This window comes from Mycobacterium sp. UM_WGJ, from assembly GCF_000455125.1.
Taxonomy (GTDB): domain Bacteria; phylum Actinomycetota; class Actinomycetes; order Mycobacteriales; family Mycobacteriaceae; genus Mycobacterium.
Genome location: NZ_AUWR01000071.1, coordinates 1 through 22,119, shown reverse-complemented (window position 1 = coordinate 22,119; position 22,119 = coordinate 1). Strand labels below are relative to the sequence as shown.

At 66.9% G+C, this 22,119-nt stretch carries 19 protein-coding genes and 1 pseudogene; 9 read left to right on the top strand and 11 right to left on the bottom strand.

The features are described 5' to 3' along the window. The first annotated feature begins 129 nt into the window (after positions 1–129). A complete protein-coding gene (locus tag N416_RS0118715; protein ID WP_024443629.1) occupies positions 130–429 on the top strand; it encodes a PE family protein in 300 nt (99 codons plus the stop codon). Positions 430–444: 15 nt separating this feature from the next. Next, a complete protein-coding gene (locus N416_RS0118710; protein ID WP_024443628.1) occupies positions 445–1,680 on the top strand; it encodes a PPE family protein in 1,236 nt (411 codons plus the stop codon). A gap of 178 nt (positions 1,681–1,858) precedes the next feature. On the opposite strand, the gene N416_RS0118705 is transcribed toward N416_RS0118710, so the two are convergent. From N416_RS0118705 to N416_RS0118685, 5 genes are all read right to left on the bottom strand, one after another. Then, on the bottom strand, positions 1,859–3,118 hold the full coding sequence (locus N416_RS0118705) for a fatty acid desaturase (protein WP_024443627.1): 1,260 nt from the start codon (positions 3,116–3,118) through the stop codon (positions 1,859–1,861). 82 nt (positions 3,119–3,200) lie between these two features. Continuing rightward, entirely contained in the window at positions 3,201–4,346 is a 1,146-nt protein-coding gene (locus tag N416_RS0118700) for a ferredoxin reductase (RefSeq protein WP_024443626.1), read from the bottom strand. Between the two features lie 66 nt (positions 4,347–4,412). Beyond that, positions 4,413–4,922 carry a hypothetical protein gene (locus N416_RS0118695; protein WP_024443625.1) on the bottom strand — a complete coding sequence of 170 codons (510 nt, stop codon included), beginning with the start codon at positions 4,920–4,922 and terminating at the stop codon, positions 4,413–4,415. Between the two features lie 108 nt (positions 4,923–5,030). Further along, a complete protein-coding gene (gene ppk2 / locus N416_RS0118690) occupies positions 5,031–5,861 on the bottom strand; it encodes a polyphosphate kinase 2 (protein WP_024443624.1) in 831 nt (276 codons plus the stop codon). After that, positions 5,858–7,252 (bottom strand): wax ester/triacylglycerol synthase family O-acyltransferase, encoded by a 1,395-nt coding sequence (locus N416_RS0118685; protein ID WP_024443623.1) that lies wholly within the window; start codon positions 7,250–7,252, stop codon positions 5,858–5,860. The genes ppk2 and N416_RS0118685 overlap by 4 nt, the downstream gene beginning before the upstream one ends. A gap of 203 nt (positions 7,253–7,455) precedes the next feature. On the opposite strand from N416_RS0118685, the gene N416_RS0118680 reads away from it, so the two are divergent. Continuing rightward, a complete protein-coding gene (locus N416_RS0118680; RefSeq protein WP_024443622.1) occupies positions 7,456–7,989 on the top strand; it encodes an Rv3235 family protein in 534 nt (177 codons plus the stop codon). A gap of 54 nt (positions 7,990–8,043) precedes the next feature. Here the strand turns inward: N416_RS0118680 and secA are convergent, their stop codons facing one another. The 4 genes from secA to N416_RS0118660 all read right to left on the bottom strand — a co-directional run bounded on the left by secA (position 8,044) and on the right by N416_RS0118660 (position 13,106). Continuing rightward, complete coding sequence (gene secA, locus N416_RS0118675; protein WP_024443621.1) at positions 8,044–10,818, bottom strand: preprotein translocase subunit SecA; 2,775 nt, start codon at positions 10,816–10,818, stop codon at positions 8,044–8,046. A gap of 107 nt (positions 10,819–10,925) precedes the next feature. Further along, positions 10,926–11,627, bottom strand: a complete 702-nt coding sequence (gene hpf / locus N416_RS0118670) for a ribosome hibernation-promoting factor, HPF/YfiA family (protein WP_036458583.1) — start codon at positions 11,625–11,627, stop codon at positions 10,926–10,928. Positions 11,628–11,747: 120 nt separating this feature from the next. Beyond that, the gene (locus tag N416_RS0118665; RefSeq protein ID WP_024443619.1) at positions 11,748–12,395 is read right to left on the bottom strand and encodes a ComF family protein; all 648 of its coding nucleotides are present in this window, start codon (positions 12,393–12,395) and stop codon (positions 11,748–11,750) included. 45 nt (positions 12,396–12,440) lie between these two features. Further along, a complete protein-coding gene (locus tag N416_RS0118660; protein WP_024443618.1) occupies positions 12,441–13,106 on the bottom strand; it encodes a carboxymuconolactone decarboxylase family protein in 666 nt (221 codons plus the stop codon). Positions 13,107–13,269: 163 nt separating this feature from the next. On the opposite strand from N416_RS0118660, the gene N416_RS0118655 reads away from it, so the two are divergent. The 3 genes from N416_RS0118655 to N416_RS0118645 are packed head-to-tail and all read left to right on the top strand — an operon-like array spanning position 13,270 to position 17,035. Next, the gene (locus tag N416_RS0118655) at positions 13,270–15,603 is read left to right on the top strand and encodes a nitric-oxide reductase large subunit (protein WP_051190317.1); all 2,334 of its coding nucleotides are present in this window, start codon (positions 13,270–13,272) and stop codon (positions 15,601–15,603) included. 2 nt (positions 15,604–15,605) lie between these two features. Next, positions 15,606–16,253, top strand: coding sequence for a hypothetical protein (locus N416_RS0118650; RefSeq protein ID WP_024443616.1), 648 nt, complete (start codon positions 15,606–15,608; stop codon positions 16,251–16,253). Continuing rightward, positions 16,250–17,035, top strand: a complete 786-nt coding sequence (locus tag N416_RS0118645) for a slipin family protein (protein WP_024443615.1) — start codon at positions 16,250–16,252, stop codon at positions 17,033–17,035. Before N416_RS0118650 ends, N416_RS0118645 begins: the two co-directional genes overlap by 4 nt. Before the next feature lie 5 nt (positions 17,036–17,040). On the opposite strand, the gene N416_RS0118640 is transcribed toward N416_RS0118645, so the two are convergent. Continuing rightward, the gene (locus N416_RS0118640) at positions 17,041–17,811 is read right to left on the bottom strand and encodes an SDR family NAD(P)-dependent oxidoreductase (RefSeq protein ID WP_024443614.1); all 771 of its coding nucleotides are present in this window, start codon (positions 17,809–17,811) and stop codon (positions 17,041–17,043) included. Between the two features lie 165 nt (positions 17,812–17,976). Here N416_RS0118640 and N416_RS0118635 point away from each other — a divergent pair, with 165 nt between their 5' ends. Both N416_RS0118635 and N416_RS0118630 read left to right on the top strand, forming a co-directional pair. Further along, positions 17,977–18,618: a response regulator transcription factor gene (locus N416_RS0118635; protein ID WP_024443613.1), complete on the top strand. Its 642-nt coding sequence runs from the start codon at positions 17,977–17,979 to the stop codon at positions 18,616–18,618. Then, positions 18,611–20,320 carry a GAF domain-containing sensor histidine kinase gene (locus N416_RS0118630; RefSeq protein ID WP_024443612.1) on the top strand — a complete coding sequence of 570 codons (1,710 nt, stop codon included), beginning with the start codon at positions 18,611–18,613 and terminating at the stop codon, positions 20,318–20,320. The genes N416_RS0118635 and N416_RS0118630 overlap by 8 nt, the downstream gene beginning before the upstream one ends. A gap of 15 nt (positions 20,321–20,335) precedes the next feature. Here N416_RS0118630 and N416_RS0118625 read toward each other — a convergent pair whose 3' ends face one another. Then, positions 20,336–21,412 (bottom strand): NAD(P)H nitroreductase, encoded by a 1,077-nt coding sequence (locus N416_RS0118625; protein WP_024443611.1) that lies wholly within the window; start codon positions 21,410–21,412, stop codon positions 20,336–20,338. A 207-nt stretch (positions 21,413–21,619) separates the two neighbouring features. On the opposite strand from N416_RS0118625, the pseudogene N416_RS24045 reads away from it, so the two are divergent. Then, positions 21,620–21,719 (top strand): annotated as a pseudogene (locus N416_RS24045) (hypothetical protein); the annotation flags it as partial. Positions 21,720–22,119: the final 400 nt, after the last annotated feature.

The window sequence follows — 22,119 nt, the reverse complement described above, 5'->3', positions numbered from 1 at the left end:
TTGGTTCCGTACTGGTGAACAAAGGGTGTAGGCGCTTTTGTGGCCCGCGCCTCGCTCCCTAACCTGGCAATGTCCTGGAAGGTTCCTGCCAAGTCCCTGTACGTGATTGCAGGCGAAAAGGAGATAGACGTGTCGACCGTTGTTACACAGCCGGAGGTACTGGCCGCGAGCGCCCGAGAGCTGCAGGCCATCACCGCGGACATGCAAGCCGGAAACGCAGCGGCGGCTGCCCCCACCACCCAGATCACCCCCGCGGGCGCCGACCCGGTGTCGCTTCTGACAGCCACCACTTTCGCCGCGCATGCCGAGCTCTACCAGCAGGTCAGCGCCCAAGCCACGGCCATGCGGCAGATGCTGGAAATGGTGTTGAACATCAGCGCTCGTTCTTACGACGCCACCGAGGCCGCAAACGCGGCTGCGGTCTCCTAGAGCTAGGTCGACGCTATGGACTTCGGCACACTGCCGCCTGAGATCAACTCCGCACTGATGTACTCCGGCGCCGGCTCGGCGCCACTGTGGGCCGCTGCCCGCGCTTGGGAGACCCTCGGCGCCGAGATCTACACCACGGCCGCCAGTTACACGACTGTGCTGGCCGACCTGAGCGCGGACTGGCACGGGCCGGCTGCGGCCGCGATGGCGAAGGCGTTCGAACCGCACCTGGAGTGGCTCAACCGGGCCGCCGCGCAGGCTGAGCAGGTGGCAGCCCAAACGGGTGCTGCGGCCGCCGCTCACGATGCGGCTTTTGCCTCGACGGTTCCGCCGGCGGTGGTCGAGGCCAACCGCGAGACACTGATGTCATTGATGGCGACGAATGTCCTGGGGCAGAACACGCCGGCGATCGCGGCTACCGAAGCCGCCTACGGCGAGATGTGGGTGCAGGACGCCACCACCATGTATGGCTATGCCGGACAATCGGCAGCCGCATCGCAGTTGACGCCGTTCACGGCGCCGGCCCCCACCGTCAACCCGGCTGGGGTGGCAGCCCAGGAGGCCGCCGTTGCCCTTGCCGTCGGGACTGCAACCGCGACCGACGCCGAGACGCTGGCGTCCATGATCTCGACGTTGCCCGGTCAGCTCGGTAGCCTCGCCGGCCCAGCCGCATCCAACTTGATCGAAGATCTGCTCAATCCAATCACGTGGGACGGATCGACCATCACGTTCAACGGCATGCTCGGCGATCTGATGCGAGGCCTGACCGGATCGCCCACGCTGAGTGCGTCCAGCCCATTCGACATGTTCATCCGGATGGTGTCGCCCATGCGACTTTTCACCACCGCGTTCAAGGACATGGACGGCCTGTCGCATTCGCTGGTCCCCGCGACCAAAGCTGTCGAAAAGGTCGCCGAAGGCGCCGCCAAGGCAGCTGAAGGTGCCGCCAAGAGCGTCGGTGCCGGAGTCGCCGGAACCATCGGGCATGCCTCGCTGGTGGGCCCGCTGTCGGTGCCGCCGACCTGGGCCGCCGCGCTCCCCGCGGCCGCCGTCCACTCTGCCCCGGTCCAACTGGCCAGCTACGCCGGCTCCGCCGGGGTCGCGGCCGGCGAGGCCGGCCACAGTGCCCTAGGCGGGGTGCCGATGGCGGGTGCCGGTGGCGCCGGCGGCCGCGGCGGGTTCGGCGCCTTTGGCACCCCCCGCTACGGGTTCCGGCCGATGATGGTCGGGCGGCCGCCGTCTGGCGGCTGACCGGGCAAGATCCCGCTCCGTTCGCGTATGCCGCGCCCTGATTTGCTCGGGCGCGGCATACGCGAAGCCGGATCGAGCCAAACCCGGGATGAGCAGGCGACGGTCCCGCTAGCTGCTTTGGGTGAGGCGCCGCCTACCCCGACGCAGCAACGCGACGATGCAGCAACGCGACAGCGGCTCAGGCAGCCAGATCGACCTTCTTGTCACGACGCCAGCCCCGCACCGCCGAGATGGCAGTCTTGAGCCCGCGACGACGACCGGTCACCGGGTCGACGGGAGTGAATTCCGAACCCAGCTCGGCGAACATCCTCTCGCTGCGGGTCTCCGGTGCGTCATCGGCGGTGTCGCGCAGGAAGCGGTCCGGCAACGACAGTTTGGCGATGGTGCGCCAAGTCTTGGCGTACTGCACCAGAAACGGCCCGGAGGTATAGGGCAGGTCGTACTTCTCACACACCGCACGCACCCGCACCGCGATCTCGGGGTAGCGGTTGCTCGGCAGATCGGGGAACAGGTGGTGCTCGATCTGATGCGACAGGCTGCCGCTCATAAACCGCATCGGCTGCCCGGCGTCGATGTTGGCGCTGCCCAGTAGCTGCCGCAGATACCACTGCCCCTGTGACTCGCCGACCATGTCGGTCTTGGTGAATTTCTCTGCGCCGTCAGGGAAGTGGCCGCAGAAGATGATCGCATTGGCCCACAGGTTGCGGATCACATTGGCGATCGCATTGGCCTTCACCGTCGAGAGAAACGTTGCGCCGGGCGACAGCGAGGTCAGGGCCGGAAACGCCACGTAGTCCTTGAACACCTGCCGGCCGGCTTTGTCGCCGAACTCGCGCAGCCGGACCAGGGTCGCCTGGCGGCTGTCGCGGCCTTTGAAGATCTTGCCGATCTCCAAGTGCTGCAACGCGACTCCCCACTCGAACCCGATCGCCAACATGGCGTTGTAGAACAGGTTGAGCAGGTTGAAGCGCTGCCAGCGAGTGTCGCGAGTAACCCGAATTACGCCGTAACCCACATCGTCGTCCATGCCGAGGATGTTGGTGTACTTGTGGTGGGCGAAATTGTGGGTGAAGCGCCAGTGCTTGGAGACACCGGCCATATCCCACTCCCAGCCGGTGGAGTGGATCTCCGGATCGTTCATCCAGTCCCACTGCCCATGCATGACGTTGTGGCCGATCTCCATGTTCTCGACGATCTTGGCCACGCCCAGGGTGGCGGTTCCGGCCCAGCGCGCCCAGCGCCGGTTACCGGCGGCCAGCAGCAGCCGGCCGCTCACCTCGAGCGCGCGCTGGGCGGCGATGGTGCGGCGGATGTACCGGGCGTCGCGCGCACCGCGGCTGGCCTCGACGTCGCGGCGGATGGCGTCCAGTTCTGCGGCGAGGTTCGCCACGTCGGCGCCGCTGAGGTGCGCGAACACCTCGACGTCGGTTACCGCCATCAGACCGCCTCTCAGAAACGCATCATCGTCTATACCTACGCTATCGTAACCTACGCTGCCGTAGGTTACCAGCGGGTAATCGTCAGACGTCTAGTTCGCAATCGCCGGCCGCTGTGCTGACGCAGGTCTGCACCCGGGTGCCCGGCTCATGATCTGCACCAGTGCGCAGATCGCGAACGTGTCCGCCCACCAGCGAGACCACACACGACTGGCAGATGCCCATCCGGCATCCGAACGGCATCGATACCCCGGCGCTCTCCCCGGCCTCGAGCAGCGTCGTCGCCGCGTCCGCCGTCACACTCTTGCCACTGGCCGCGAAGGTGACGGTGCCGCCGCCCCCGGCCGGCGCGTTGCGCGCCACCGCGAACCGCTCGACATGCAGTCGGTCGGCGACCCCGGCCGCAGCCCAGACACGTTCGGCGTCGCCGAGCATCCCTGTCGGCCCGCATGCCCAGGTCTGACGTTCGCGCCAGTCGGGCACCTCAGCGTCGAGGGTTTCCGGTCCGCGCAGCTCCAGCCGCCCCTGGTCTCGGGTAGTGCGCAACAGCAGCCGGTAACCCGGGTGATCCTGCGCCAAAGCGGCCAGCTCATCGGCGAACAGCGCGTCGGCCGCGGTGGGCGCCGAATGCAGGTGGACGACATCGGCGATGGGTCCGCGGCGGGCCAGCGACCGCAACATCGCCATGACCGGCGTGATCCCGGACCCGGCGGTGACGAATAGCAGCGCGGCCGGCGCGGGGTCGGGCAACACGAACTCCCCCTGCGGCGCAGCCAGCCGCACCACGGTTCCCGGGGCCACACCGTCCACCAGGTGGCTGGACAGAAACCCCTCCGGCATCGCCTTGACCGTGATGGATATGGTCCGCGCTCCGGTCACCGGCGGGGAGGTCAGCGAGTACGAACGCCAGCGCCAGCGTCCGTCGACCAGCAGGCCGATGCCGATGTACTGGCCGGCCCGATAGTCGAACTGAAAACCCCAGCCGGGCTTGATGGTCAGTGTCGCCGAATCCGCTGTCTCCCGTCGGACCTCCACCACCCGCCCGCGCAGTTCACGGGCCGACCACAACGGGTTGGCCAAGCGCAGGTAGTCGTCCGGCAGCAGCGGAGTAGTGATCTGTGTTGCGATGCGGCGCACAGCATTCCAGACCGGGTGACGGTCGGCACCGGCGGCGGTCGGCCGCTTGGTGTCGCCGATCTGCGCGACGATCGTCGAATGCTTCTTGCTCACGAAACTTCCCTGCTCGTATGCCGCGGTTTGATGAACCTACGGTACCGTAACCTCGTCCGGTCGGCATCAGAGCAGGTCGAGCAGGAACGGCAGTTCCTGGGTGGCGTACCAGGCCAGGTCGTGGTCCTGGGCATCGCCGACGGTCAGCTCGGCGTCCTCGTCGCCGAGGTCGGCGTCGTCGATCACCGCCAATGCCGCGAGTACGGCAGGTTCAGCCGCGGCGGTGTCCACATAAGCCGCAAGCACGTCACTCATCGCGACCGGCCCCGCCAACCGGACCACGGCGGCGTCCAGATCGGGGCGAACGGCGGCACCCTCGACCTCGGCAACCAGCACCGCCCGGCGGGTGGGTAACTTCGCACCGTCCGGATCGGCGTCCGCACCGGCCAGTAGCCGCAGCGAGGCCAGAGCCGCCTCTCCGATCGCCACCTCGGCCAGCTCGTCGTCGTCGCCGTGGGCGTAGGACTCCCGCAGTGCCGGGGTCACCGCGAACGCCGTCCCGCTGACCGGACGCAATGAGCCGTCGGCGACCAGTTGGGCCAGCATGGCCAGCGTCGCTGGGATGTATACCCGCATGAGCCAGACCTTAGCCTCAGGCACCGCCGCGATCGCGAGCGCGGCGAAGCCGGCGCTGGGGGCACTCCCCTACCTGCGGTGTGCGCCCACCCGCTCGCGGTGGACGGGTCACGCGTCGCCCAGCAGCGTGGCGGCGTAATCGTCCACGTAGCGGTAGAGACTACGGTCGGGCCGCTCGTAAGAACCGGTGACGATGGGCTTCTTCGGCAGGCTGACCCGCTGGCGCTCCACCTCGCGATAGGGAATGGTCTGCAGCAGGTGCGCCATCATGTTCAGCCGCGCGTGGGTCTTCAGCTCCGACTCGACCAGGTACCAGGGGCTGGCCGCCGTGTCGGTGTGGGCCATCATCTCGTCGCGGGCCCGGGAGTAGTCCTCCCAGCGGCGCAGTGCCTCAAGATCCATCGGCGACAGCTTCCACTGCCGCAGCGGGTCGTTGCGCCGCTTACGGAACCGGCGCAGCTGCTCGGTCTGCGAGACGGAGAACCAATACTTGCGCAACAGGATTCCGTCATCGATCAACAGTTGCTCGAAGACCGGGGCCTGCTTGAGGAACTGCGCATGCTCTTCGGGCGTACAGAATCCCATCACCTTCTCCACCCCGGCCCGGTTGTACCAGGATCGGTCGAAGAGCGTGATCTCACCACGCGCCGGCAGGTGCGCGACGTAGCGCTGGAAGTACCACTCCCCCCGCTCCCGCTCGGTGGGGGCCGGTAGCGCCGCGATCCGCACGGTGCGCGGACTCAGATACTCCGTGATGCGCTTGATGACACCGCCCTTGCCTGCGGCGTCACGGCCCTCGAAGAGAACCACCACGCGGGTGCCGGTATCGCGGACCCATTCCTGGAGTTTGACGAATTCGCTTTGCAGACGCAGTAATTCCTTCTCGTACACGTCGTTGGCGAGCCGTCGCGTAGCGGCTTCGAACTCGTCCTCGCTCACTGTGCTGCCTCCAGCAGTTCGGCCAGCGCTTCGTCCAGCAGTGCTGAGACCATTCCTACGTCACTCATCGCCTTGCGGTCGGCATTGACGCCGAAATACAGGGTCCCGTTGTAAGACGTCACTCCGATGGTCAACGCCTTGTTCGGCAACAGCGGCGGCACACTGTAAGTCTCGAGCAGCTTCGCGCCGCAGACGTAGAGCTGCCGCTGAGCACCCGGCGCGTTGGTGATCAGCAGGTTGAACACCCGCCCGGAGAATCCGGCGAACGCGGCCGCGACCCGGAGACCCATCGCGTGCAGAGTTGGTGGGGCGAACCCCGCCACGGTCAAGATGGTGCGGGCATCAACCAGCCCGGTCGCGGTGGGATGCGATTCGGTGGCATAAGCGATCTGCGAAAGCCGGACGACCGGATTCGGTTCGCCGACCGGAAGATCCACCAGGAACGGTGTCACGGCACCGATCGGCTGACCCGCGGAGTCGAACTCGTGGTCGGGATACACCGACAACGGTGCCAACGCCCGTACAGTGCGCGTCGATCCGACCGGTTCGCCGCGGGCCAACAGCCAGTTCCGCAGCGCCCCGGTGATCACCGCGAGCACCACATCGTTGATGGCGCAGTCATAGCGGGCCCGCACCGTCCGGTAATCCTCGAGCGAACCCCTCGCCACCGTGAACAGACGGTTCTGCGAGACCTGGGTGTTGAGCGGGCTTTGCGGGGCCGCGCCGCGCGCGATGGCCCGGACGGTATCGAACGCCTTGCGGCCTGCCCACGACAACGGGCTGCCGACCGTCGATCCCACCGCCTGTAGTTGGGCCCGCGGAGCCGCCACCCAGTCCCCGACCGCACCGAGCACCAATTCGACGGCGCCGGGCTCGTCGCGCGGCACCCAGATGTCTTCGTCGAAAGGCGGCGGACGCTGAGTCCGGTCGACCAGGACATGCCCCAACGCCGGCGCCGCCATACCGTGGACCAGCGCTTGGTGCGACTTGATGTAAATCGCGATCCGGTTGTCGGCCAGCCCCTCGATCAGGTAAGTCGCCCACAGTGGTCGGGAGCGATCCAGCGGTTGTTGACTCAGCCGAGCGACCAGCTCGTGCAGCTGGCGCTCGCTTCCCGGAGACGGCACCGCGAGATGCCTTACGTGGTAGGTGATGTCGAACTCGTGGTCGTCCACCCAGACCGGACGGGCCAGGCTCATAGTGACTTCGCGGATCTTCTGCCGGTACCGCGGGATCTGCGGCAGCCGCTGCTCGATGGTCTCCATCAGCTTGTCGTAGCCCAGGCCACCTCGCGGATTACGCAGAATGAACAGCGACTGCACATACATCGGCGTCGTGGTGTTCTCCAGGCGGTAGAAATTGGCTTCCGACGCCGATAGCCGGTTCACCATCGTTGCCCGTCCTCCCTGCTGGCTCGATCCGGCCGGGTACTGCACCAGCCCCGGATCGGAGAAAAACACTGCCGCTCACGGTAGCCCGCCGCCGGGCCGCGCTGCACGCGGATACGCCGCAGCCGCAATTGTGCGATGATCGCCGCACACACCCTGCCACTCTCCAGCAGGCCCGCCGACCGGACCTACCTTGGAGAGCTGCCGTGCCCACCGATCCCACTGCGTCCCCGCGCTCGGCCGTCGCGCCGTTGCTCGACTACGAACCGCCCGCCCGTCCGGCCATGCCGAACCGGTCCGCACATCCGCCCGCGCCGGCGCCCTCGGCCCGGCCGCGCCCGGGGCATCCCCCGAGGACGCGACCCGGTCGACCCGCGCACAAGGCGTTACCGGCGACGTTGCGCTCGGCCGCGGTGTTCGCCGACGCCGCGCTGCGCCGGGTCCTGGAAGTGGTGGACGGACGCCGGCCGTCGACGCATCTGCATCCGCTGCTCGCCACCGGACTGGCCGACTCGGTGGCGTCGGCCCGCCCGGCGCCACCGGCGGGCCGGCTCGAGCCGGCAACCCTGCAGCGGGTGCGTGTGCAACCGGCAGGTGCAGGCGAACCGGCCAGCGCGGTAGAGGTTTTCGGTACCTACCGGCGCGGACGACGCACGCATGCACTGGCCTGCCGCGTCGAGCCCATTCCGCGGACCGGAAACGGCACAGTTTGGCGGATCGTCGCCCTGCACATCGGCTAGCGCCGATCCGCACCGCGGGGGACGGGTCGGCGCCATCGGCTGTGGCTCAGCGCCTCAGCTCTTGCGTGGCACCTTCGGCAGCCGAGAGCCGCGGCTTTCGCGGCGGGCCGCTTCGCGCCGTTCCCGGCGAGACGTCGCGCCTGCGGGTTGCAGGTCGCCGGCGCGCCGCACCTGCGCGGAGCCGTCCTCGTCGGGACCCGTATAGGTCAGCCCGTCCGCACCGTCGGCTCCGTCAGCGCCGTTGGCGCCGTCGATTCCCTTGGCGCGCAACCCGAACTCCGCCAACCCCTCGGGGGCATCCACCGGCGCGACTGCCTGCTTCGGGACGGCCTCGACGGCGACGTTGAACAGGAAGCCGACCGACTCCTCCTTGAGCCCGTCGAGCATGCCGCGGAACATGTCGAAGCCTTCCCGCTGGTACTCGACCAGTGGGTCGCGCTGCGCCATCGCCCGCAGTCCGATGCCCTCCTTGAGGTAGTCCATCTCGTAAAGGTGCTCGCGCCACTTGCGGTCCAAAACGCTAAGCAGCACACCGCGTTCCAGCTCCCGCATGGCGCCGGCGCCGGCGGTCTCGTCGACCTGGGCCTCCCGCACCGCATAGGAGTTCTCGGCGTCGGCGAGCAGCGCCGCGAGCAACTCTTCGCGGGTCAGATCGTCCGCCTCGCCGATGTCGTCGGCGTGCAGCAGTTCGTGATAGTCGATCCCCACCGGGTACAGCGTCTTGAGCGCCGTCCACAGCTGCTCCAGGTCCCAGTCCTCGGCGTAGCCCTCGGCGGTGGCACCGTCGACGTAGGCGGTGATCACGTCGACGAGCATGTCGTGGGCCTGCTCAGCGAGGTTCTCGCCGTCGAGGATGCGGCGGCGTTCGGCGTAGATCACCTTGCGCTGCTGGTTCATCACCTCGTCGTACTTCAGCACGTTCTTACGGATCTCGAAGTTCTGCTGCTCGACCTGGGTCTGGGCGCTCTTGATCGCCCGGGTGACCATCTTGGCCTCGATCGGCACGTCGTCGGGCAGGTTCAGCCGGGTCAGCAGCGACTCCAGTGCCGCGCCGTTGAACCGTCGCATCAGCTCGTCGCCCAGCGACAGGTAGAACCGCGACTCACCCGGGTCACCCTGTCGGCCGGACCGGCCGCGCAGCTGGTTGTCGATACGCCGCGACTCGTGACGCTCGGTGCCCAGCACGTACAGGCCGCCGGCCTCGATCACTTCCTCGGCCTCGGCGGCTGCCTCCTCCTTGATCGCGTTGAGCGCCTCGTCCCAGGCGGCTTCGTACTCATCCGGGGTCTCGACCGGGTCCAGGCCCTGACTGCGCAGCCGCTGGTCGGCGAGGAAGTCGACGTTGCCGCCGAGCACGATGTCGGTGCCGCGCCCGGCCATGTTGGTGGCCACCGTGATGGCGCCGCGCCGGCCCGCCTCGGCGATGATGTGCGCCTCACGCTCATGCTGCTTGGCGTTGAGCACGTTGTGCGGGACACGGCGCTTGGTCAGCTGCTTGGACAGATACTCCGAGCGCTCCACGCTGGTGGTGCCGATCAGCACCGGCTGGCCTTTTTCGTAGCGCTCGGCGACGTCGTCGACGACCGCGAGGAACTTGGCCTCCTCGGTCTTGTAGATGAGGTCGATCTGGTCGATGCGCGCCATCGGCTTGTTGGTCGGGATCGGAACCACGCCCAGCTTGTAGATCTCGTGCAGCTCGGCAGCTTCGGTCTCGGCGGTGCCGGTCATGCCGGCGAGCTTGTCGTAGAGCCGGAAGTAGTTCTGCAGGGTGATGGTGGCCAGGGTCTGGTTCTCGGCCTTGATCTCCACCCGTTCCTTGGCCTCGATGGCCTGGTGCATGCCCTCGTTGTAACGCCGACCCACCAGCACGCGGCCGGTGAACTCATCAACGATGAAGACCTCGCCGTTGCGGACGATGTAGTCCTTGTCGCGGTTGAACAGCTCCTTGGCCTTCAGCGCGTTGTTGAGGTAGCTGACCAGCGGCGAGTTGGCGGCCTCGTAGAGGTTCTCGATGCCGAGTTGGTCCTCGACGAACTCCACCCCGACCTCGTGCACACCGATGGTGCGCTTGCGCAGGTCCACCTCATAGTGGACGTCCTTCTCCATCAGCGGCACGATCCGGGCGAACTCGGAGTACCAGTTGGAGCTGCCGTCAGCGGGACCGGAGATGATCAACGGGGTGCGGGCCTCGTCGATCAGGATGGAGTCGACCTCGTCGACGATGGCGAAGTTGTGCGGCCGCTGCACCAGCTGTTCGAGCGAGTGCGCCATATTGTCGCGCAGGTAGTCGAAGCCGAACTCGTTGTTGGTGCCGTAGGTGACATCAGCGTTGTAGGCAACGCGCCGCTCGTCCGGGGTCATCTGCGACAAGATCACCCCGACCTCCAGGCCGAGGAAGCGGTGCACTCGGCCCATCCACTCGCTGTCGCGCTTGGCCAGGTAGTCATTGACCGTGACGACGTGCACGCCCTTGCCGGAGATCGCGTTGAGGTACGCCGGAAGCACACAGGTCAGGGTCTTGCCCTCACCGGTCTTCATCTCGGCGACGTTGCCGTAGTGCAGTGCCGCGCCACCCATCAGCTGCACGTGAAACGGGCGCTGGGTCAGCACCCGCCACGCCGCCTCACGGGCCACCGCGAATGCCTCCGGCAGCAGGTCGTCGAGGGATTCGCCGTCGGCGTGCCGCTGACGGAATTCGTCGGTCTTGGCCCGCAGCTCCGCGTCGGTGAGCGCTTCGACGTCCCCGGAGAGGGTGTCGATGTAGTCCGCGACCTTCCGGAGCCGTTTGACCATGCGGCCTTCACCAAAACGCAGCAACTTGGACAGCACGGCTATGTCCCCTACTCAGTCTTCGGCATTACGAGCGTCACCCATGGTAGGTGACACCGTTACCGAAGGCGGCAATGCGCCGCCCACGCAGCTCGGAACGGCAGTGCTCAGACCAAACGAATCAAGCCGTAGTCGTAGGCGTGCCGTCGGTAGACCACCGACGCCTGGTCGGTCTCCTTGTCCTGGAACAGGAAGAAATCGTGGCCGACGAGCTCCATCTCGTAGAGCGCGTCGTCGACCGACATGGGCGTCGCGGCGTGTTCTTTGGTGCGCACGATCTGGCCGGGCTCATGCTCGTGGCCGCTACTGTGCCCGACCTCCTCACGGTGGTCGGGTTCGGCGGTGCCGTCCCGGTTGAATGCGCTGGCGAGGAACTCCGGGTCCAAATTGGTGGCACCGGTGGCCTCCGCTACCGACAGCGGGGTCTTGTCGCCGTACGAGACATTGCGACGGCCCTTGTCGCGGCGCAACCGGCTCTCCAGTCGATCGATCGCGGCCTCGAATGCGGCATAGAAACTGTCGGCGCGGGCCTCCCCGCGGACCACCGGGCCGCGTCCGTGCGCGGTGATGTCGATCTGCTGGCAGGATTTTCGCTGGCGTCGATTATTGGCGTGCTTGAGCTCGACATCGAACAGGCGAATCGAGCGGTCCAACCGCTCCACGCGGGCCAGCTTCTGCGCGACGTAAACCCGGAAATGGTCTGGAATCTCAACATTACGACCCTTGACCACGATCTCGGCGCCCGACTGATCCGGCCGCTCCTCCACGTCGACTGACGCCGGGCTGGTTTCCACAAATTGATTTGCCATGCTCGACACTCTCCTGTCGTCTCGACCACGTTCCTTCAAGGTCCCCCGTCCCTTGATGACGACCGTAGCCATGCCGCCGGAGAGATGCCACCGGTTTGGCGCACCCGTTTGACACCCGTCTCATACCGAAGCGATCACGAGCGCGCCAGAAACCCGCACCCGGGCCTGATGTAGCACCCGAACCGACTCGGCCAGGGTCGCTCCGGTGGTCACCACGTCGTCGACAATCAGGACATCGCCCGCGGCGGAGGAACTCGCCAGCCCACCCCGGCGCAGCAGTACCCGCCCGGCGACGTTGCGTTCCCGGGCGGCGCTGCCCAGACCGACCGAGTCGCGGGTCAGCGCCCGCATCCGCAATGCCGGCACCACCGTCACACCCGCATGGCGCGCGGCAACCGTAGCGGCGATGCGCGTGATCGGGTCGCCCCCGCGCCGTCTGGCAGCGCTGCGGCGGGTGGGTGCCGGGATGATCGTCAGCGGTAGGTCCACCATCTGCCAGCACAGCAGCCGCTGCAGCGCCGCCCCCAACGCCCAAGCCAGCGGAGCGACGAGGTCGCTGCGGCCGCGTTCTTTGACCGCGACGATCGCCTGCCGGCGGGCGCCGGCGTATCGGCCCAGGGCGAAAACCGGAACCTGCGGATCCAGCCGCGGGGCGATCACCCGGGGTTCTTCGGGCCCGACCGCCAGCTGCGCGGCGCAGGCGGCGCACCATCGGGTCCCGGGTGTACCGCAGCCGCCGCACTGCAGAGGAAGCACCGCGTCAAGCACAGACCGATGGTGCCCCCGGGGTGCGACAAGTCGACCAAGCCGCGGTCAGTCCCCGGCCAGGTCCGCCGACAGGTCGGCCACCGCGAGCCCCTCGGGCACCTGGACCTCGGTGATCGGCTCCGCGCGGTCGTCGAACTCCAGCCGCAGCGCACGGCAGATGGTGGCGTGCATGTCATACATACAGGTGATGTAGGTCAGCTCCATGATCTCGCGGTCCGACAGGTTCGCCTGCAGCACCGCGAAGATCTCGTCGGCCACCCGCCCGCCGTCGTAGACCAGGGCATCGGTGTAAGCCAGCACCGCGCGCTCGAGCCCGGAGAAGGCGTCGCTGACCTGCCAGGACGGTAACGCGGCGATCTTCTCCTCGGACATGCCCAGCGAACGCATCTGTTTGCAGTGCTGGGAGAAGACGAACTGACTGCCGCGGGCGTAGCCGGCGCGGGCCTGACCGAGCTCGCGCAGCAGCGGGTCCAGCGAGGCGTTGCGATAGAGAGCGAATCCACGTACGGCGTGGGAGAACACCTTGGGCGCCTGGGCGAAGACCGTCCACCAGTCCCCCGGTGTCCCGTGGATGGTGCGGTGGCCGCCGGAAGCTGTCGCCGAAGCGTCAGGGCCTACGGGTTCTATGCCCGCGCCGAACAACCGATCGTAGAAGAACAAGATCTGCTCGTCGGTCACTTCGGCGCGCGGGATCTCGCGGAGGCGGGGCATGGTGTGTCCTTTCCGGCCCGCACATCGGACCGCTACTACGGTATGTCGTACCTTGGCGTCAAGGGGCATTTGGTCAACAGAGAAACTAACGCCAGACCCCAAATTAGTGAGGGCACTAACAGTTTCGCGAATTTTCATCCTCGATACTGTTAGCGTGCCGTCCATGAGCACCGATGCGACACAGGTGGGCGCGCCCACCACCGGATCCGGCCGTGCCGAAGCGCTGGTCGGCAAGGGTTGGGCGCAGGGCGTGGCCCTGGTCATGATCTTCGGATTCCTGGTGATGGGCATCCTGGCCTATCGCACGTACACGGCGTCAATGCCGATGCCGGACAAGGTCGTTGCCGAATCCGGTCAGCAGCTGTTCACCGGCGCCGACATCACCCGTGGCCAACAGCTCTATCAGGCCCGCGGCCTCATGCAGTACGGCTCGGTGTTGGGCCACGGCGCCTACCTGGGCCCCGACTACACCGCCGAATATCTGCGGCTGGCCACCGAAGACGTCGCCGATCAGTTCAAGGCGCAGGGCGTGGCGAACCCGCACGACGCCGTGGTCGCCGAGTTCCGAACCAACCGCTATAACGCGGACACCAAAACGCTGGTATTCACCGACAAACAGGTCCAGGCCTTCAACACCATCGAGCAGCACTACGCCGACTACTTCGGCGAAGCCTCCACCAAGTACGGCCTGCTGCCGCACATGATCACCGAGCCCGGCGAGATCCGCGATCTGACCGCGTTCTTCGCCTGGACCGCGTGGGCGGCGGCCGCGGATCGGCCCGGCCACAACTACAGCTACACCAACAACTGGCCCTCGGAGCCGCGCGTCGACAACGGGCCCACCGGATCGGTGGTGGTGTGGTCGGTGCTGTCGCTGATCATGCTGTTGGGCGGCATCGGCGTCATGTTCACCGTCTACGGTCGCTGGAGCCAGAACATCGGCTGGCACGGCACGGAGATGACCAAACTGCACTTCCGCCAGCCCGGCGAGGTGCCGCTGACCCGCTCGCAGCGCGCCGCGATCTGGATCTTCGCCGTGGTCGCGGTGCTGTTCTTGGCCCAAGTCCTGCTCGGCGGCGCCGTCGAGCACTATCGGGCGGATCTGTCGGAGTTCTACGGGATCGACCTCGCCAAGGTCCTGCCCTACAACCTGGCCCGAACCTGGCACCTGCAGCTGTCACTGTTCTGGACCGCGGCGGCGTTCCTGGCCGGTGGAATCTTCTTGGTGCCCTTCATCACCCGCCGCGAGCCCAGCAAGCAGTCGGTCCTGGTATACGGATTGCTCGGCGCGCTGGCAGTGGTGGTCTTCGGTTCGCTGGCCTTTGAGGCGCTGTCGATCTTCGGGGTTATCAAGCCCGGCACCCTGTTCTCCCAGCAGTGGGAGTTCCTGGACCTGCCCCGACTGTTCCAGCTGCTGCTGATCGTCGGCCTGTTCTTGTGGATCGTCATCATCTGGCGCGGCATGCGCGCGAAGCTGGCCACCACCTCGAAGATGAACCTGCCCTGGATGTTCTTCTTCACCGGCCTGGCCATCCCGACGTTCTACGCGGCCAGCCTGCTGGCCGGCAGTGAGACGCACTTCTCGGTCGCCGACTTCTGGCGGTTCTGGATGGTGCACCTGTGGGTGGAGGACTTCCTGGAGCTGTTCACCACCGCGATGGTGGCCTACATCTTCGTTCAGCTCGGGGTGGTGCGCGAGCGCGTTGCGCTGCTGGTCATCTTCCTCGACATCATCCTGTATTCGGCCGGCGGCGTGATCGGCACCATGCACCACCTGTACTTCTCCGGCACACCGGTGGAGCACATGGCACTGGGCGCGTTCTTCTCGGCCGCCGAGGTCATCCCCCTGACTTTCCTGACCGTGGAGGCCTGGGCCTTCCTGCAGCTGGGTGCCCGCCAGGAAGCCGGTGAGCAGAACAACTTCCCGGCCCGCTGGGCGGTGATGTTCCTGGTCGCCGTCGGGTTCTGGAACTTCCTGGGCGCAGGCATCTTCGGGTTCCTGATCAACCTGCCGGTGGTGTCCTACTACGAGATCGGGACGGCACTGACCGCCAACCACGCGCATGCCGCGATGTTCGGCGTCTACGGCATGCTGGCGGTCGGCCTGGCGATGTTCGCCTTCCGTTACGTGATCCCGGCGGACCAGTGGCCGAACAAGCTGGCCCGGATCTCGTTCTGGGGCATGAACATCGGCCTGGCATGGATGGTGTTCGTCACCCTGTTGCCGCTGGGCGTGCTGCAGTTGTTCCACTCGGTCAACGCGGGTTACTTCGAGGCACGCTCGCTGGGTTACATCACCCAGCCCGGCAACGCGCTGCTGGAATGGCTGCGCCTGCCCGGCGACGCGATCCTGATCGGCGCCGGTGTGGTGCCGTTCGTCTGGATCGCCTGGATCGCGCTGCGTAACTTCCGCTCCGGCGAGACGGTCGACGAGTTGCCGGAGAACCCGCTCTACGTCGAGGTTCCGGCAGAGTCCGCCGCCGCGGGCAAGGACTGATCATGTCCGGGCCGGCGACATGGGTGTGGTTGGTTGCCGGCTACGCGCTGCTGTTGCTGACTTTCGCCTGGGGTTTCGACCGGATGGCCCAGCGGACCTCCGAACGCGCGGCGCAGTGGCGCACGGGCAAGTTCGTCTACCACGACGATCATGACGCGTGGAAGTGCCCGCAGGACCAGTGGCTCTGGCCCACCTCGTTCGATCCGGACAACCGGGTGATGCGGTACCGGGCGACGCCGTCGGTCTGCAACTCCTGTCCGGTCAAGGACACCTGCACCACGTCGCACCACGGCCGGGAGATCAGCCGGGCGGTCGATCCGTGGCCGCACTCGGAAACCGGCCGCTTTCACCGGGGCATCGCTTGTTCGGTAGCGGGTTTCGGGATCATCCTGCCGGCTGCGACGTTGTTCGTGAATCACTCGGCCGCCGACGTGTTGGTGCTGACCGCGGCGATCGCCGTGGTGGCGGCCGGCGGCTATCCCCTGCTGCGTCACCTGTGGAGCACCCCGAGTAACGCCCCCGATGATCGGCCGCACCGATCCGTCGCCGAAGATCAGGCATTGAACGTCGAGGCCGCGATCGACCGGTACTCCACCCGGTGGGGCGGCTTTTCCGACAACGCGTCGAGCAGAAGGCAGCAACTCAAATGAGTGAGGGACTGATCACCGTGCTGGCGCTGGCCGTCGTGGCGCTCGCAGTGCTGGCATATTTCGCGCTGAATGTGGTGCGCGAGTACGAACGCGGCGTGGTGTTCCGGATGGGCCATGCCCGCCCGCTCTACCAACCAGGCCTGAAGTTCCTGTTCCCCTTGGTGGACAAAATGATTCGGGTTGATCAGCGGGTGGTCACCCTGACCATTCCGCCGCAGGAGGTGATCACTCGCGACAACGTTCCGGCCCGGGTCAACGCGGTGGTGATGTTCCAGGTCACCGATCCGCTCAAGGCGATCATGGAGGTCGAGAACTACGCCGTGGCCACCTCGCAGATCGCCCAGACTACGCTGCGTTCCCTGTTGGGCCGGGCCGATCTGGACACGCTGCTGGCGCACCGCGACGATCTCAACGCCGACCTGCGCACGATCATCGACAAGCAGACCGAGCCGTGGGGCGTGCAGGTGCGGGTGGTCGAGATCAAGGACGTGGAGATCCCCGAGTCGATGCAACGGGCGATGGCCCGCGAAGCCGAGGCCGAGCGCGAGCGGCGGGCGAAGGTGATCAACGCCCGCGGCGAGCTACAGGCCTCCGAGGAACTCAGCCAGGCCGCCGAACGGCTTTCGCAGAACCCGGCCTCGCTGCAACTGCGGTACCTGCAAACCCTTTTGGAACTCGGGGCCGACCAGAACTCCACTGTGGTGTTCCCGCTGCCGGTGGACATCATCACCCCGTTCCTGGGCGGTGCGGCCGAGGCACTGCGTGCCGTCAAGCGGGACTAGCGGCGCTACCGCGCGACCATCCCGCCGTCGGCATGGATGGTTTGGCCGGTGATGTAGCTGCTTGCGTCGGAGACGAGAAGCAGTACCGGCCCGACCATTTCGTCGGGCTCGGCAATGCGCTGCTGCAGCGTGGCAGCCCGCAATGCTGCGATGAACTCCGGCGGATTGTTACGCACCATGTCGGTGTTGACCGGTCCGGGTGCGATCGCGTTGACCCGGATGCGCGAGGACGCCAGCTCGGCCGCCATGGACCGGGTGAAGGACACGAGTGCGGCCTTGGCCGCCGAGTACATCGACGTCGCCGGCGAATAGACGAAGGCGCCGGCCGACACCACGTTGACGATGGCGGCGTGCTCGCTCTTGCGAAGATGCGGCAGCGCCGCCTGAACCAGGAAGACCGGCCCCTGCAGATTAACCGCGAACGACTTGTTCAGTGCCTCCGAGGTGATCTCGCCCAACGGCAGCGCCAGCGCATTGGCAGCGTTGTTGATGACGATGTCCACCCCGCCGAACCGGTCGACTGTGGCGCCCACCAGCGCCTCGATCGCCTCGCCGTCCCCGAGGTGGGTCGGCACCCCGATCGCTTGCGCGCCGGCCTGGCGCAGTTGCTCCGCGGCCTGATCGCAGGCCTCGCTCTTGCGGCTGGCCACCACCACGTTGGCGCCGGCAGCGGCCAACCCGTGCGCAACCGACAGCCCGATGCCGCGCGTTCCGCCTGTCACGATGGCGGTGCGTCCGGTCAGGTCGAACAATGCAGTGAGGGCAGACCTGTCCACTGGGATCTCCTACGTCAGGGCCAAGACGCAAGAAGCGTAGATCACCCCCGAAGCCTGACCCTTCTGCGGATCGGGGCTTTGTGCTCTGTGAATCCGCCGGTGTCGCCGCTACCGTGGGCAGTGCCTGGGTGCGCGCCGCGACGACGGCTTCGGAGAGGACGCGATGTGATCAGAGTCTTTCTGGTAGACGATCACGAGGTGGTGCGGCGCGGCCTGATCGACCTGCTGGGCGCCGACCCCGAACTGGATGTGGTCGGTGAGGCCGGTTCGGTGGCCGAAGCCCTGGCCCGCATACCCGCGTTGTCTCCGGACGTCGCGGTGCTCGATGTCCGGCTGCCGGACGGCAACGGCATCGAACTCTGCCGTGACCTGCTGGCGCGGATGCCCGAACTACGCTGCCTGATCCTGACCTCCTTCACCTCCGACGAGGCAATGCTCGACGCCATCCTGGCCGGCGCCAGCGGCTACATCGTCAAGGACATCAAGGGCATGGAGCTGGCCCACGCGGTCAAGGAAGTCGGCGCGGGACGATCGCTGCTCGACAACCGCGCTGCAGCAGCCCTGATGGCCAAACTGCGGGGCGCCGCCGCCAAGCCCGATCCACTGTCGGGCCTGTCCGAACAGGAACGGACACTGCTGAGCCTGCTCGCCGAAGGACTGACCAACAAGCAGATCGCGGACCGGATGTTCCTGGCGGAGAAGACCGTCAAGAACTACGTGTCACGGCTGCTGGCCAAGCTGGGCATGGAGCGTCGCACTCAGGCCGCGGTCTTCGCCACCAAGCTCGAGCGCGCCCGGAATGACTGACGACGCACCCGAGGAAGGCTCGAACCCGCTGCGCGACAAACTTTCTCATCTGCAGCTGCGCGAGCTGCTGGTCGGCGTGCAAGACCGGGTCCAGCAGATCGTGGAAGGCCGCGACCGCCTCGACGGACTGCTGGCAGCGATGCTGGCCGTCACCTCGGGTCTGGAACTCGACGAGACCCTGCGCACCATCGTGCAGACCGCTACCAGTCTGGTCGATGCCCAATACGGTGCGCTGGAAGTACACGACCGCCAACGCCGAATGCAGCAGTTCGTCTACGAGGGCATCGACGACGAAACGTTCCTCAAGATCGGCCGGCTGCCCCAGCAGGTGGGGGTGGTCGGTCTGCTGATCGACGAACCCCAAACCCTGCGACTGGACGACCTTTCCAAACATCCCGCCTCCATAGGTTTTCCGCCCCACCACCCCTTGATGCGGACGTTCCTCGGCGTGCCGGTGGGCGCGGGAGGGGAGGTCGTGGGCAATCTGTACCTCACCGAGAAAGCCGACGGACAACCATTCAGCGAAGACGATGAAGTGCTGGTTCAGGCGCTGGCCGCCGCCGCCGGGATCGCGATCGCCAACGCCCGCTTGTATGCCCAGGCCAAGGCAAGGCAATCCTGGATCGAATCCACCCACGACATCGCGACCGAACTACTGTCGGGCACCGACCCGTCCACGGTGTTCCGGTTGATCGCCGAAGAGGCCAGCAAGCTCACCGGTGCCGAGTCGGCCCTGGTGGCCATCCCGCTGGACGAGGATGCCGCCGAATCGGAGGTCAGCGAACTCCTGGTAGTCGAAACCATCGGGCCGACAATGGCTTTCCTGTCTGGTGAGACCCTGCCGGTGACCGGCTCCCCCGTCGGCGAGGCCTTCTCGAAGCGTGAGCCGCACCGCGTCGAGCGGCTGACGCTGAGCGGTGTGCGTGCGGCCGGCCCCGCCCTGATACTTCCGCTGCGCACCGCCGACGCGGTAGCCGGAGTGGTCGTGGTGATGCGGCACAGCAGCACTCCCCCGTTCAACACCGAGCAACTCGACATGATGGCGGCGTTCGCCGATCAGGCCGCGCTGGCCTGGCAGCTGGCCACCACGCAGCGCCGCATGCACGAACTCGACGTGGTCACCGACCGGGACCGGATCGCCCGCGACCTGCACGACCATGTGATCCAACGGCTGTTCGCCGTGGGGCTGTCGCTGCAGGGCACCATTCCACGCAGCCGAGACGCCGCCGTGCAGCGCCGGCTCTCCGATGCCGTCGACGACTTACAGGCGATCATCGGCGAGATCCGCACCACAATCTTCGACCTGCACGGTGTCGCCTCCGCGGCGACACCGTTGCGGCAGCGACTGGACAACGCGGTGGCCCAATTCTCCGGATCGGGGCTGCACACCACTGTCCAGTTCATCGGCCCGCTCTCGGTGGTGGAGCCGGCGCTGGCCGATCACGCCGAAGCGGTGGTCTCCGAGGCGGTCAGTAATACGGTCCGGCATGCGGGCGCCACCGCCGTGACCGTGCAGATCAAGGTCGAAGACGATCTGAGCATCGAGGTGAGCGACAACGGCCGCGGTATGCCCGAGGTGATCACCCGCAGCGGCCTGGCCAACCTGCGTCAGCGTGCCGAGCAGGCCGGCGGAACCTTCAGCGTCACATCGGCTCCCGGCGGCGGGACAGTGCTGCGCTGGTCTGCTCCCCTGGTCTCGTAGCCCGGGCGGTGCTGCTCAGGCGTAGAGCGCCAACCCTTCAACCTCTCGAGGCTCGGCCTCGCGAGTGTCGGCAGCCAGCCATTGGACGGTGTCGTTGAGGAAGCGCCGCGGCGTCGCCGGCAGCGGGTCGGCATTGATCGGGGCCCAGCCCACCCGCAGCAGCATCTGCGGATAGCCGCTGGTTCCGAAGACGTCGCGGCGCACCGCGGCACGGGTTTCGGCGATCTCCAGCGGCTCGGTGACCGGGCAGCTGGCCAGCCCCAATGCCGTCGCGGTCAGCAGCACCACACTGGTGGCCTCGCCGGAACGCAGCTGGGCCAGCCGATCATCGGTCTCGGTGCCCAGGGCCAGCATCACCGCGCGGTCCTCGTCCGGGAAGGCACCCGGCGGCTGGGCCAGTGCGGGCCCGGCGAAGAACCGGCCCGGAATCGGGGCAGCAGCATCCGGCGCCGGAACACTGTGCGCCGGAACGCCGGCCACCGACCCGTAGCGGCCGCTCCAGGTCGCCAGCTCGGCGAGGTACTCGTAGTCTGTGCGGTGCTCGAACACCGCCCGGGCCACCACCGCGTTCAGCCGATCTAGGGCGTCGACGCGGCGCAGCATCACACCGGACCGGGCGGCGCGCGCGCCCATCAATGCGATGTCGGCGCCGGCCACCGGCCAGCCGCTGAAGTAGCGACGATCGGTGCGCCGCCGCGGGATCGCCGCCGCCAGCGCGACATCGACCTGGGAGAGATCCGGTTGCGGCCCAGGCGGACACAGCTCGATCGAGGCCAGCAGGTCGGGGCATGCCGGGTCGGGAAACCGATGGACCTTGACCTGTTGACCTAGCGCGGCGAACGCCACCACACAGTGGTGCAATGCCGCGCCGCAGCTCAAGATCATGCCCCGGCCCTCGGGGTCGACGTTGCGCAGCTGCAGATCGGGCTCGACGTATAAGTCCAGCCGGGGCGCCGAAGGCGCCGGGTCCACCCGCCAGCGCCATGGTTGCGAGTTATGCACCGAGGGCGCTCGGGCGGCCAGCAGTAACGCGGTTCGGATGGTGTCCCGGACCGCCGCGGCGTCCGGGCGACCCGCAGGTTTTTCATCCATGGGCCGGCCCCTTTCTTCCTTCGCGGTCTCGAGCCCGATTCCCGCTGAGCCCCAGCAGACCTGCACTCTTCACGATCCTCCCCGCCCCACCGGTCCGACCAGGGCACGAAGACCCGCACCTGCGCCGCGGACTCGGGACTTCTGGCCCTGCATCCATCAGCGACGCGGGCGGACGATGAGAGCGGGGCGCGGGCAGGAGGACGGATCGTGGAGCAACTGACCACCCTGGACGCGGGATTTCTGCAAGCCGAGGACTCCGACCGCCACGCCAGCCTGGCCATCGGCGCCCTGGTCGTACTGGAAGGCGCGACGGCGATGAGGCTGGCACCGACGAGGACGACACCGCTGGTGAAGTACGGACGAAGAAGTCTTTGCATGATCCGCTCCTGACGTTGGGTCGGCCCCGGATGACCGGGCGACACGATTGTCGGCAGCGTATGGCACAGGCGATTCTTAGGTTAACCTCGCATTCGGCTTCATGATTTTATCGTTATTATTACGTTATAGTTCTGTTATATTCATGGGGTAGCGATGTAAAATCGCTTTACATCGCGGGTATCGCTTATGACCGGACGAGCGGATTGTCAATTCCGTGGATTCCCGCGCTTTTCTGAACATCCCAGGCCTCGAAGACTTCGCGACGACAACCGGCGGAGCGTGCAATTGTCCAGTACATGGACACCGAGACGGGCTAAGTCCCCTGGGGT